The sequence below is a fragment of the Polaribacter sp. 20A6 genome (genome assembly GCF_011378915.1).
GTDB classification, from domain to species: Bacteria; Bacteroidota; Bacteroidia; order Flavobacteriales; family Flavobacteriaceae; genus Polaribacter; species Polaribacter sejongensis.
The window spans coordinates 667,094-679,302 of sequence record NZ_WTPZ01000002.1 but is presented as its reverse complement, the minus strand read 5'-3'; the positions used below and the strand labels follow the sequence as shown (position 1 = coordinate 679,302).

General features: G+C 30.2%; 12 protein-coding genes. 7 read left to right on the top strand and 5 right to left on the bottom strand.

Annotated features, from left to right (window positions below; genetic code table 11):
* Positions 1-41: 41 nt before the first annotated feature.
* From GQS57_RS06785 to GQS57_RS06770, 4 genes are all read right to left on the bottom strand, one after another.
* A complete protein-coding gene (locus GQS57_RS06785) occupies positions 42-623 on the bottom strand; it encodes a hypothetical protein (protein WP_165731816.1) in 582 nt (193 codons plus the stop codon).
* Between the two features lie 142 nt (positions 624-765).
* A complete protein-coding gene (locus tag GQS57_RS06780) occupies positions 766-1,143 on the bottom strand; it encodes a TraR/DksA C4-type zinc finger protein (protein ID WP_165731815.1) in 378 nt (125 codons plus the stop codon).
* Between the two features lie 5 nt (positions 1,144-1,148).
* On the bottom strand, positions 1,149-4,556 hold the full coding sequence (gene ileS, locus GQS57_RS06775; RefSeq protein WP_165731814.1) for an isoleucine--tRNA ligase: 3,408 nt from the start codon (positions 4,554-4,556) through the stop codon (positions 1,149-1,151).
* A gap of 193 nt (positions 4,557-4,749) precedes the next feature.
* Entirely contained in the window at positions 4,750-5,514 is a 765-nt protein-coding gene (locus GQS57_RS06770) for a TerB family tellurite resistance protein (protein ID WP_165731813.1), read from the bottom strand.
* A 419-nt stretch (positions 5,515-5,933) separates the two neighbouring features.
* Here GQS57_RS06770 and GQS57_RS06765 point away from each other — a divergent pair, with 419 nt between their 5' ends.
* The 6 genes from GQS57_RS06765 (at position 5,934) to GQS57_RS06740 (ending at position 10,480) form a co-directional block, all read left to right on the top strand.
* A complete protein-coding gene (locus GQS57_RS06765) occupies positions 5,934-6,344 on the top strand; it encodes a BrxA/BrxB family bacilliredoxin (RefSeq protein ID WP_165731812.1) in 411 nt (136 codons plus the stop codon).
* Positions 6,345-6,421: 77 nt separating this feature from the next.
* A complete protein-coding gene (locus tag GQS57_RS06760; RefSeq protein ID WP_165731811.1) occupies positions 6,422-6,661 on the top strand; it encodes a hypothetical protein in 240 nt (79 codons plus the stop codon).
* Positions 6,662-6,763: 102 nt separating this feature from the next.
* Positions 6,764-7,720 (top strand): hypothetical protein, encoded by a 957-nt coding sequence (locus GQS57_RS06755; RefSeq protein WP_165731810.1) that lies wholly within the window; start codon positions 6,764-6,766, stop codon positions 7,718-7,720.
* A gap of 85 nt (positions 7,721-7,805) precedes the next feature.
* The gene (locus GQS57_RS06750; protein WP_165731809.1) at positions 7,806-8,894 is read left to right on the top strand and encodes a hypothetical protein; all 1,089 of its coding nucleotides are present in this window, start codon (positions 7,806-7,808) and stop codon (positions 8,892-8,894) included.
* Positions 8,895-8,905: 11 nt separating this feature from the next.
* Positions 8,906-9,748, top strand: coding sequence for a universal stress protein (locus tag GQS57_RS06745; RefSeq protein ID WP_165731808.1), 843 nt, complete (start codon positions 8,906-8,908; stop codon positions 9,746-9,748).
* Positions 9,749-9,820: 72 nt separating this feature from the next.
* Positions 9,821-10,480 (top strand): HD domain-containing protein, encoded by a 660-nt coding sequence (locus GQS57_RS06740; RefSeq protein ID WP_165731807.1) that lies wholly within the window; start codon positions 9,821-9,823, stop codon positions 10,478-10,480.
* 10 nt (positions 10,481-10,490) lie between these two features.
* Here GQS57_RS06740 and GQS57_RS06735 read toward each other — a convergent pair whose 3' ends face one another.
* A complete protein-coding gene (locus GQS57_RS06735) occupies positions 10,491-11,363 on the bottom strand; it encodes an AraC family transcriptional regulator (protein ID WP_165731806.1) in 873 nt (290 codons plus the stop codon).
* 208 nt (positions 11,364-11,571) lie between these two features.
* Between GQS57_RS06735 and GQS57_RS06730 the strand changes: the two genes are divergently transcribed.
* Entirely contained in the window at positions 11,572-12,144 is a 573-nt protein-coding gene (locus GQS57_RS06730) for a hypothetical protein (RefSeq protein WP_165731805.1), read from the top strand.
* Positions 12,145-12,209: the final 65 nt, after the last annotated feature.

The window sequence follows — 12,209 nt, the reverse complement described above, 5'->3', positions numbered from 1 at the left end:
GTTTTTAATTTGTGCTCACAAAAATAACAATAATATTGCGTTTATTCGGCTGTTAAGAAAATATTAGCTTTTGCAGAATTTACACGAACTTCTTTAGTAGATTTTGCGTCTCTTTTTTGATAAGTTTTATCAACTAAAACATCGTTAATTATTATTTTACCTGTATTAGAAACGATATCAATACTGGTATTATTTGAAGTTGCATATAAGTTTCCGGCATACATTTTTACTACTAAATTCTCAATAATTGTATGTAATTTTAAAATTCCTTTTTCAATAAAAATATTTAAATTTCCTTTATAGCTTTTAGATTCAATATTTATTTCGTCGCCAAAAACAGTAATCTCTTTATTACTTGGAATTTTAAGAACTACACTTGCTCTTTGCAATCTTTCTGTTATAAATTTTCTAAACACCTTGTCTTCTGGCAAACTTTCTGGTATTTCAAATTGAATCTTTAAAGTATTAAATTCTTCTTTGTAAATAATATGCTGTTCCGCTATATTTTCTGCAGTTAAAAAAATCTCTATAAAATTAGCGTCTGTATTCTCTATTAAAACATCATCTAACCCAAGTGTAGAAATTTCTATTTCTTTTAATTGAGTTTCAAATTTTTTAATCACTTTCTTTTGCGATAAAACCGTTGCAGAGGTCAATAAAAAGAATAGAAACAGCCTTAAATGCAGATCAGTAAACATTATATTAATAGTATAAAACAAAAAAAAGCTTCCCTAAAGAAGCTTTTTAATTATGATAAGTAATTTATTATTGTTTACGCTTAGCTTCTATGCTTAAAGTTGCATGAGGTACTATTCTTAAACGTTCTTTCTGTATTAATTTACCTGTTACTCTACAAACACCATACGTCTTATTCTCTATACGTAACAAAGCGTTTTTTAAGTCTCTAATAAACTTTTCTTGTCTAATAGCTAACTGAACATTTGCTTCTTTGTTCATCACTTCAGAACCTTCATCAAAAGACTTAAATGAATGTGAAGTATCATTTGTACCGTTATCTGAATCATTTTTATAAGCAGCTTTTAACAACGCTAAATCTTCATTTGCTCTTGCTATCTTCTTGTCTATAATTGCTTTAAACTCTTGTAAGTCTTCCGCTGAATATTTTTGTTTTACGTCTGACATAAATCTTACATTTTTTCTATTAATATTCTACTTTTTATGGTATCAAATTCAATTTCTGTACCATCATTTAATTCATCAACAAAAACCAATTCCTTAGTTAATGTTTCACTCATTATGTAGTCTTTATTATCCGTGATAGATTTTTGTAAGTTCTCGAAATTTAAAACCGTTAATTTTATTCTATCTGTTACTTCTAAACCGGTGTCTTTACGTGCATTTTGGATTCTATTTACCAATTCTCTGGCAACTCCTTCTTTACGCAAATCTTCTGTTATGGTAACATCTAAAGCAACTGTTAACGCCCCTTCATTTGCAACTAACCACCCTTCTATGTCTTTAGATGATATCTCTACGTCTGAGAGTTCTAAAATAATGCTTTTTCCATTAATTTCTAAAGAAATGTTTCCAACTTTCTCTATTTTGTTAATATCTTCTTGGTTAAACTTCTGCACCTCAGCAGCTATAAAACGCATGTCTTTACCAAACTTTGGTCCTAAGGTTTTAAAATTAGGTTTTATTTGTTTAATTAAGATATCTGAAGCATCGTCTAAAATCTGAATTTCTTTAATGTTTACTTCATTTTTAATAAGATTAGCAACCGCTAAAATTTCTTCTTTCTGTTGTTCATTATCAACAGGAATCATAATTTTTTGTAATGGCTGACGCACTTTAATCTTTTCTTTTGCTCTAAGTGATAAAACTAAAGATGATATTACTTGTGCATTTTCCATTTTACGCTCTAGACTCTTATCAACAAAACTTGCATCATATACAGGGAAATCTGATAAGTGAATACTTTCTGATGTTTCTTTACCTGTTACCGAATTTAAATCTTGATACAATCTGTCCATAAAAAATGGCGCAATTGGCGATGCTAATTTTGCTATCGTATTCATACAAGTGTACAAAGTTTGATATGCAGAAATTTTATCTGTTTGATAATCTCCTTTCCAAAAACGTCTTCTACTTAAACGCACGTACCAGTTACTCAAGTAATCTTGTGTAAAGTCTGATATTGCTCTTGCAGCTCTTGTAGGTTCATATTCTTCATAAAACTTATCTACTTTAGCAATTAAAGTATGTAATTCTGATAAAACCCAACGATCTATTTCTGGTCTTTTTTCTAAAGGAATATCTGCTTCTTCATAAGAAAAACCATCAAGATTTGTATATAAAGTAAAGAAAGAATAGGTATTATATAAAGTTCCGAAGAATTTACGTTTTACCTCTTCTATTCCATCTAAATCGAATTTTAAATTGTCCCAAGGATTTGCATTTGCAATCATGTACCAACGTGTTGCATCTGCTCCATACGTAGATAATGTTGTAAAAGGATCTGTTGCATTCCCTAAACGTTTAGACATTTTATGTCCGTTTTTATCTAAAACTAAACCGTTAGAAACAACGTTTTTATACGCTACAGAATCGAAAACCATTGTTGCAATTGCGTGTAAAGTATAAAACCAACCTCTGGTTTGATCTACTCCTTCTGCAATAAAATCTGCAGGGAAAGATTCGTTTCCATCAATTTTTTGTTTGTTTTCAAACGGGTAATGCCATTGTGCATACGGCATAGAACCAGAATCGAACCACACATCAATTAAATCGTTTTCACGTTTCATTGGTTGTCCAGATGCTGAAACTAATACTATTTCATCCACAATGTTTTTATGTAAATCTATTTTTGCATAGTTTTCTTCTGAGTTGTTATCAACTTCAAAATCTTCAAAAATATCTTTCGCTAAAACGCCAGCTGTTACAGCCTTTGCCATTTCTTCTTTTAATTCTTTAACAGAACCAACACAAATTTCTTCTTTACCGTCTTCTGTTCTCCAGATTGGTAATGGAATTCCCCAATAACGAGAACGAGATAAATTCCAATCGTTTGCATTTGCCAACCAGTTTCCAAAACGTCCGGTTCCTGTAGATTCAGGTTTCCAGTTAATGGTTTTGTTTAAACCGTGCATTCTATCTTTAACATCAGTCACTTTAATAAACCAAGAATCTAATGGATAGTATAAAATTGGTTTATCGGTTCTCCAACAATTTGGATAACTGTGTTTATATTTCTCAACCTTAAAGGCTTTATTTTCTGTTTTAAGCTTAATCGCTAACTCAACATCAATAGATCTTTCTGGTGCTTCACCTTCAGGATAATATTCGTTCTTTACGTATTTACCTGCAAACTCGCCCATTTCTGGTCTAAACTTACCTTGTAAATTTACTAAAGGAACTAAATTATCATTTTCATCTTTCACCAACATTGGTGGAATTTCTGGTACTGCTTGTTTTGCAACCAAAGCATCATCTTGACCAAAAGTTGGTGCTGTATGTACAATTCCTGTTCCGTCTTCTGTAGTAACAAAATCTCCTAAAATTACTCTAAAAGCATCTTCCGGATTATCATTTGGTCTACAGTAATCTAAAACTGGTTCGTATTTAATATCAACTAAATCTTTACCAATAAATTCTTTTATAACGTGATAAGGTATTTTTTTATCACCAGAATTATAAGAACTTAATTCTTCCGAAGTTTCAACTTCTACATTATTTTTACCTGCAAATTGCTTTCCAACTAATTTCTTAGCTAAAATTACTTTGATAGGCTCAAATGTATACTGATTAAAAGTTTCTACTAAAACATATTCAATTTTAGGTCCAACAGTTAATGCAGTATTAGATGGTAACGTCCAAGGAGTTGTTGTCCAAGCGATAAAATAAACAGTTCCTTCGTTTTGTAAAAAGTCTGGTAATGTATTTTCTACAGCTTTAAATTGTGCAACAATAGTAGTATCAGTTACATCTTGATACGTACCAGGTTGATTCAGCTCATGAGAACTTAAACCCGTACCCGCTTTTGGCGAATATGGCTGAATTGTATACCCTTTGTAAATTAATTTTTTATTGTAAATCTCTTTTAGCAACCACCAAACAGACTCCATATATTTAGGTTCGTAGGTAATATATGGATCTTCCATATCTACCCAATATCCCATTTTATTGGTTAAGTCATGCCAAACATCTGTATATTTCATAACGGCTTTTCTACAAGCTGCGTTATAATCTTCTACAGAAATGGTTTTTCCAATATCTTCTTTGGTAATTCCTAATTCTTTTTCTACACCCAATTCTATTGGTAAACCATGCGTATCCCAACCAGCTTTACGCTTTACTTGGTAGCCTTTCATAGTTTTATAACGTGGAAAAATATCTTTAATAGCGCGTGCTAAAACATGGTGAACTCCTGGAAGTCCGTTTGCAGAAGGAGGTCCTTCAAAAAACACAAAAGGTTTTGCATTTTCTCTAGAAGATACACTCTTTTCGAAGATGTTATTTTCTTGCCAATAGCTTAAGATTTCTTCTGCTACTTTTGGTAAGTCAAGTCCTTTATACTCAGGAAATTTCGCTTTCATTTTCTGTCTTTTCTAATAAGATTGCGAATTTACTGAAATTCTTCTAATTTTTAAGTTTGTTTCTAAAGAAGTTACAAAGCATAAAAAAAGTTACAAAGTTGGGAAGAAGTTACAAAGTTGCAAAGACTAAAAGTTACAAAGTAACTGAGCTTGTACTTTGTTACTCTGCAACTATGTAGCTTTGAAACTTTATTTACAAGCCACGTTCATTTTTTATCTTTTCATATGCAGCTTGTATGCTTTGGAATTTTTCATTTGCACCTTTTAAATGCTCTTCCCCTAAACCTTGTAATTTATCTGGATGGTATTTTTTTACCATTTTTCTATAACCACTCTTAACTTCTGCATCTGTAGCTGTCTTTTCTATATCTAAAATTTTATAGGCATTTTCTGAAGCATCATGGAACATTGCTTTTATAGACTCAAAATCGTTTTGGTTGATGTACAAATAACCAGCCATCTTTCTAATTTCTTCTATTTCAGACTCTGCTACAAAACCATCTGCTTTTGCAATACCGAATAAGAAATGTAATAATTGCAAACGAGATGCGTGAGACATATTTTGTCTAATCTGTATACAAACTTGACGCGCAGAAACTTCCTTTTTTATAATTCCGCTAAAAAGCTTAAAGGCATTGTTAGCTCTTTCTTTACCGTACATGCCAACAAATTGAGAACGTACAAAGTCTAATTCGCGCTGATCTACTTTTCCGTCAGACTTTATAACTATTGATGCTAAAACCAATAAACTCATTTCAAAATCTCCAGATTGTGTATCTGCAGCGCTACCTCTAGCACTAGATTGTCTGGTTCTTTCGTAATCTAGTTGCTCTTGTGTAAGATCTTTTATAGAAAAACCATCTACAAAACTACCTACTGCAAAACCAATGGCTGCACCTATTGGACCTCCAAAAGTAAATCCTAATCCTGCTCCTAACCATTTTGTAAAACTTCCCATTATTTATTTTTTATTTGAAGCGGCAAAGTTACAAAGTTTCAAAGAAACAAAGACTTATAGTTTTTGAAATTGGTTTGTTTGATTTTTAAAAATCTAGACACTGTAATTTATTACTTTTTTTACTTTGTAACTCTGTAACTAATAAACTTTGATGCTTATATGCATGAAGGATTGAAAAGTTTGTTTGAGCTCTCCCGCTTTTTAGCGGGAAGCGAGCTTTGAAAGCCTGACGATTTTTAAAAAAAGTGTAGTGTAAACGGAACTTTGTTTTAAAAATGGGGATGCCCAAAGAATAAAGAATAGCTTTTTAATAATTTATTTGATATCAATTTTATTGATATTTCTATTGAGACAACTATTTTTATAAAGTTGACTTTTCTTTAACTTATACCTATCTTTGCATTTTAAAATTAGAAAATATGTATCCAGAAGAATTAGTAAAACCAATGCGCGATGAGTTAATTAACGCAGGTTTTGAAGCATTATATACAAGTGAAGACGTAGAAAACGCAATGTCTAAAAAAGGAACTACTTTGGTAGTGGTTAACTCTGTTTGTGGTTGTGCTGCAGGTACGGCAAGACCAGGTGCTATTGCATCTTTAGGAGCAGACAAAACACCTACAAACTTAACAACTGTTTTTGCTGGTGTAGAAAAAGAATCTACACAAAAAGCACGTGAGTTTATGATTCCTTTTCCAGCATCATCTCCAGCAATGGCTTTGTTTAAAGATGGTAAATTGGTACACATGTTAGAGCGCCACCATATTGAAGGAAGATCTGCACAAATGATTGCACAGAATTTAGCACAGGCTTACGAAGAGTTTTGCTAGGCTTCTAAAAATATATTATACAAAAAAAATCCACTTAATAATATAGGTGGATTTTTTTTTCAATAACATTACTTATTATGGCTTCAGAATTTTCTACATACACCAAAGAAGAACTTATAACAAAACTAAAAAAGCAAAAAAACTTTTTTATCATTAAAATAGTTGTCATTCTTTTAATGGTAGTATTTGCTATTTTTTCTACCATTGAAAACGGTACCTCTTTTCATACCTTTTTACCTTTGTTTTTTATACCGATGTCTATTTATATGTATGTTGATATCAAAAATATAAAGAAGGAACTTGCATTAAGGAAATAACTTCTACTACCTCAAACTTTATAGTATCATAATATTTACTTAACATTTACTGTTTTGTAATAGTATTCCTTTGAGTTAAATTATAACTAATTTAATTTACCTATGGAATTAACAGTAATGTATTTAGGGTTTTTCTTAGCAGCATATTCTGTTGTAGGAAATGACACCATACAAACATTAGGAACCTTTTTAAGTTCTAACGAACGTAAAAAATGGTGGGTTCTATGGCTTTTTGCTGGTGGTATACTTGCCGTAACATTAATCTACGGTTACGTTACTCATAACGGAGATGTTTCTTACGGAAGATTGGCAAAATATCCTTTACCACAACCATTTGCTTGGTACTACATTCTACCTCCAATTGTTTTAATGCTTTTAACACGTACTGGAATACCGGTAAGTACCTCTTTTTTAATTCTTACATTTTTTAATGCAAAGAACTTAGGAGATATGGTTACAAAATCTGTTTCTGGTTATTTACTTGCGCTAACAGCATCCATCGTCTTATACCTAATTATCTCTAAATCGGTTGAAAAGAAATTTATTGAAAACCCAATTACAGATAAACAAAGAAATATATGGACAGCCTTACAATGGTTATCTACAGGTTTTTTATGGTCGCAATGGCTAATTCAAGATTTTGCTAATATTTATGTGTACTTACCAAGACAATTAAGTGTTTGGGAGTTAATAGGTTCTTTAGTTGTTATTTTAGGACTTTTGGCTTACATTATTAAATCTAAAGGAGGTGCAATACAAAGCATTATTCGCTCTAAAACAAACACAGTAGATATTAGATCGGCTACATTAATAGACTTTACGTATGGTATTGTTTTATTCTACTTTAAAGAACTAAACAACGTACCAATGAGTACAACTTGGGTGTTTATAGGAATTTTAGCAGGTAGAGAAATTGCCTTAAACTTTGTATTGCGTAAAAACGAAGCTCGTAGAGATATGTTTAAAAGTTTAGGAGTAGATTTATTTAAGGTGTTAATAGGCCTCTTAGTAAGTATTGCACTTGTCTATGGTGTCAAATTTATAGCAACTTCAATTTAACAATCATTCTAAATTAAAACCAATGTATTTTAAATTTAAAACTTGCATTATATTAGTTTGTCTACTTTCTTTTACTGATTTAACAATGGCACAAAGCCAAAAAAACGGAATAGATACCGATGAAAAAGGAATTACTATTGCAGATTTTCTTCAAATGTCTGGAAATTGGTTTATTGCCTATAGAGATGGTATTTCTCAAACACAAGCCGATGACGAAATAGGCATTACAAACGATCATCAGAGTGCTTTTGTTTTAAAAAGGAGTTATTTTACCTTAAAAAAAGACTTGAACAAAACCTATTCCGTACGTTATACGATGGATTTAACTGTGGATAGAGATGGACCCGATGCTGGTAATATAGAAACGCGTTTAAAGTATTTATATGTAAAAGCAAAACCCAATTTTAATAGTGATGTTTTTACAGGAAACTGGGTAGAAGTTGGTATGGTACATACTCCTTGGTTAGATTTTGAACAAAAAATAAATACCTACAGAGTACAAGACAATATGTTTATTGAAAGAAATAGAATTTTTAATTCTGCTGATTTTGGTATCACCTACGGTGGAAATATTGGTCCTGCAATGGATAAAAAATTCCTTAAAGAGGCAAACGGAGCTATGCCTGGTAAATACGTGAGTTATGTAGTCGGTTTATTTAATGGTGGAGGATATTCAGGTGAAGAAAACAACAATAATAAAGTGCTTTCGGGACGTTTATCTGTTAGACCATTTACCAATAAATTACCAGAATTACATATAAGTGGTTATTTTAATGTTGGAAGAGGAAATAGTGAGTACAATCCTAAATTTAATCAGCTATTAGGGTTTATTGCATATACAGGAAAACAATTAACTTTAACAGGACAAATGCATAGCGGTATAGGAGATTTTAGAGGAGAATATGTAGATGAAAACGATTTTAGTAAAGCAATTGAAAATGATGGCTATAGTTTTTTTGGAGAATATAAAATAAAAAAATCACCTTTAGCACTTTGGGCAAGATACGATTCCTTTCATTTAGAAACTTTAGACGATGCGAATACAAAACGTTTTATTGGCGGCCTTTCTTATACTGTAAACAAATATCTAAGATTGGTATTAAATGCAGAACATAACAACAAAACATCCAACGAAAATAATATTTACGAATTAAACCTCGAGGTATCTTTCTAAAACTAAAAATTATGAAAAACATATTATTTCCAACAGACTTTTCAGAAATTTCTTTAAACGCGTTTGCGTATGCAATGGAATACGCACAAAAGCTAGATGCTACCTTAATTATATATCATGCCTATCATGAAGACATATCGGTAGATGAAAAAACAAAATCTATTTATGAAAAAATTGATATTGATAATTTTAGAAATAAAAAAGATAAATTTCCGCCTTTTCAAAAGCTGATAAAAGCAAGTAAAAAAGGAGACTTAAAAGTAAAATATATTGTTGATGAAGGTGTTTTTTCTGATTCACTATTTAAATATGTTGCCAAACGTGATGACAAAATTGACATCATTATAATGGGAACCAGCAAAGGAAAAAATAGCAGTCTTTTTAATATTTTTATGGAAACCAATACCATTAAAATTTTAGAAGAAATAGACAAACCTGTAATCGCAGTTCCAGAAAACGCAAAATTTGATGGTTCTTTAGACAATATTATGTTTTTGGTAGATTATAGAGATGAAGAAATTGAACCTTTAGAAAAAATAACAAAAGTAGCTAAAGAGTTTAGTGCTCAATTACACGTTGTACATTTCGATTTAGCACATGGTGAATCAATTTCTCCATTAATGGATAACTTTAGACAGAACTTAACTTTAAAACATAAAAAAACCAAATTTGTTTCTATAGATACTTTACATTTAAAAACATCTTTAACAGATTATTGTACCGAAAATAAAATAGACATGGTTTGCTTATTAAATCAAGAACGTAACTTATACCAACGTTTATTTACCTTTAGTTTAGCCGAAGATTTAATCAATCATATTGATATCCCAGTAATGGCTATTTATAAAAAGTAATAGATACAAATATCTAGTTTAAAAATTAAAATCTCAAGTTTCTTTTAACTTGAGATTTTTTACTTTTGTAACATGGATAAAGACAACATCATACTAAATACTATAAAATTTGTAAAAGAAACCTTAAAAGATGCCGAAGGCGGACATGATTGGTTTCATATAGAGCGTGTCTATAAAAATGCTGTTTTAATTTCTAAGGATGAAAAGGTAAATGCTTTTATAGTTTCTTTAGGCGCTTTGTTGCATGATATTGCAGACCCTAAATTTTATAATGGTGATGAAACTGTTGGTCCTAAAATAGCTACAACCTTTTTAGAAGAACAAAACGTAGCTAAAGATATAATAGCGCATGTTATAAATATTATAAAACATATTTCTTTTAAGAATTCTTTAGAGACTAATGGTATAAAATTTACGTCTAAAGAATTAGAGGTTGTGCAAGATGCAGACAGATTAGACGCAATTGGCGCCATTGGTATTGCACGTTGTTTTAATTATGGTGGATTTAAAAACAGAGCTTTGTATGACCCAGAAATTCTGCCAAATCTAAATATGACAAAAGAAGAGTATAAAAATTCTTCCGCTCCAACAATCAATCATTTTTACGAAAAATTATTGCTATTAAAAGATAAAATGAATACTGTTACTGGACAACAAATTGCTACAGAAAGACATTCTTTTATGGAATTATTTCTAAAGCAATTTGATGATGAATGGAACGGAGTTAAGTAATATGAAACGCTTAATTCTGAATTAAACTCATCATTTCACTTCTATATTTTGAAGCTGATTTCCCTGTAAACTCTTTAAACAATTTATTAAAGTGAGAAAAGTTATTAAAACCACATTCAAAACAAATATCTGTAATACTCGTTTGGCTTTCAGATAACAATTTAGTTGCATGTACAACTCTATATTCATTTACCAATTTGGTAAACGTTCTTCCTGTTGTTTTCTTAAAGAATCTACAAAACGCAGGAACCGTCATACTTACAAGATCAGAAATTTCATCTAAACTAATATGTTGATTAAAATTTTCGTTTATATGTTTAAAGATTACATCTATTTTGCTACTGTCTTGCGGTTGCGTTTCAAATGCATAACCATCGGCATTCAATAAAGTATAATCGTCTGATTTAGAAAGTGTGTGTAAAATTTCTAACAAAATCAAAACTTGTTTAAAACCCTCTTTTTCAGATAATTTTTCAATTTTCGGACCTAATTTTTGTTTTGTTTTTACACCAAAAAGAATTCCTTTTTTAGCTTTTTCAAATAAAATACTAATAGGTTTCATTTCTGGAACTTCAAAAAACTCATTTCCTAAAAAATCTGGTTTAAATTGTACCAAGGTTTCAGAACCATTTGTTGTTAGCCTATCTGTAAAACCATTATGTGGCAAATTAGAACCTATTAATAATAACTGACTATTATTAAAGTAAGACAAATGATTACCAATATGTCTTTTACCCTTTCCCTTATTCACATAAACTAATTCGATTTCAGGGTGAAAATGCCAGAATGCTTTTATTTGCTTCAAAAACTCTGTATGTTTTTTTACAAGTATTGAGCTTCCAAAATCGGGACTAATTTTCTCTAAAGTAGGTTTAACGTTCATAAATAGTACTATTTAACGGCAAATTTACGACACTTAACACTAAAAAGCTGTATAAAATTAACAAAATTATAGACTAAATTATCTTTACTTTCTTTTAACATAAAAATAACAGTTAATCTACTACATAAACCTACCAATTTAGATGTTTTCTAAACAGAATTGCTACCATAAATTTGCAGTGTTATTAATCATATAAATGACAAATAAAATGAAGAAAATTATATTAGTTGCTTTAATGTTCGGAACATTAATAACTAGCGCAAACGAAAAAGACAATACCAATTATAAAGAAGCAAAGAAAACTGTTAAGGTTGAATTTAATAATGTAAAAAAAGGTCAGACTTTAACTATTAAAAATAGTAACGGTTTAACTGTTTATAATAATGAAATTCAAAATTCTGGAGACTATTCTAAAACATTTGATTTTTCTGCTTTAGAAAATGGAATCTATTCTGCTGAGTTAAATAAAGACTTCGAAATTGTTATTAAACAATTTTATGTTGAAAATGGATTGGTAACATTTTTAAACAATAAAGATGAAAAAATATTTAAACCAATCATTAGAACGGAAGGTGAATTATTATTAGTATCAAAAATTAATTTTAACAACGAACCTTTAAAAGTTACTCTTTATTATAATGATGAAGCTGTACTTTCTGAAACCTTATCTGGGGACAAAATTTTAAAAAGAGTTTATAAATTGTCTCAAAAAGAAACTGGTGTTTATAAAGTAATTGTTAGTTCTGATGAAAGAACTTATACAAAAGAATTTAAAATATAAAAATTTAGTTAATTGTTTCGTCAAATTACTGCTATAGTTTGATGGTAAAAGCGAGTCCAAAAGGA

Bases quoted from the DNA above. Each gene is read 5' to 3' on its own strand.
- GQS57_RS06780 (WP_165731815.1), bottom strand. From the start codon at position 1,143: ATGTCAGACGTAAAACAAAAATATTCAGCGGAAGACTTACAAGAGTTT.
- ileS (WP_165731814.1), bottom strand. From the start codon at position 4,556: ATGAAAGCGAAATTTCCTGAGTATAAAGGACTTGACTTACCAAAAGTA.
- GQS57_RS06770 (WP_165731813.1), bottom strand. From the start codon at position 5,514: ATGGGAAGTTTTACAAAATGGTTAGGAGCAGGATTAGGATTTACTTTT.
- GQS57_RS06765 (WP_165731812.1), top strand. From the start codon at position 5,934: ATGTATCCAGAAGAATTAGTAAAACCAATGCGCGATGAGTTAATTAAC.
- GQS57_RS06760 (WP_165731811.1), top strand. From the start codon at position 6,422: ATGGCTTCAGAATTTTCTACATACACCAAAGAAGAACTTATAACAAAA.
- GQS57_RS06755 (WP_165731810.1), top strand. From the start codon at position 6,764: ATGGAATTAACAGTAATGTATTTAGGGTTTTTCTTAGCAGCATATTCT.
- GQS57_RS06750 (WP_165731809.1), top strand. From the start codon at position 7,806: ATGGCACAAAGCCAAAAAAACGGAATAGATACCGATGAAAAAGGAATT.
- GQS57_RS06745 (WP_165731808.1), top strand. From the start codon at position 8,906: ATGAAAAACATATTATTTCCAACAGACTTTTCAGAAATTTCTTTAAAC.
- GQS57_RS06740 (WP_165731807.1), top strand. From the start codon at position 9,821: ATGGATAAAGACAACATCATACTAAATACTATAAAATTTGTAAAAGAA.
- GQS57_RS06735 (WP_165731806.1), bottom strand. From the start codon at position 11,363: ATGAACGTTAAACCTACTTTAGAGAAAATTAGTCCCGATTTTGGAAGC.
- GQS57_RS06730 (WP_165731805.1), top strand. From the start codon at position 11,572: ATGAAGAAAATTATATTAGTTGCTTTAATGTTCGGAACATTAATAACT.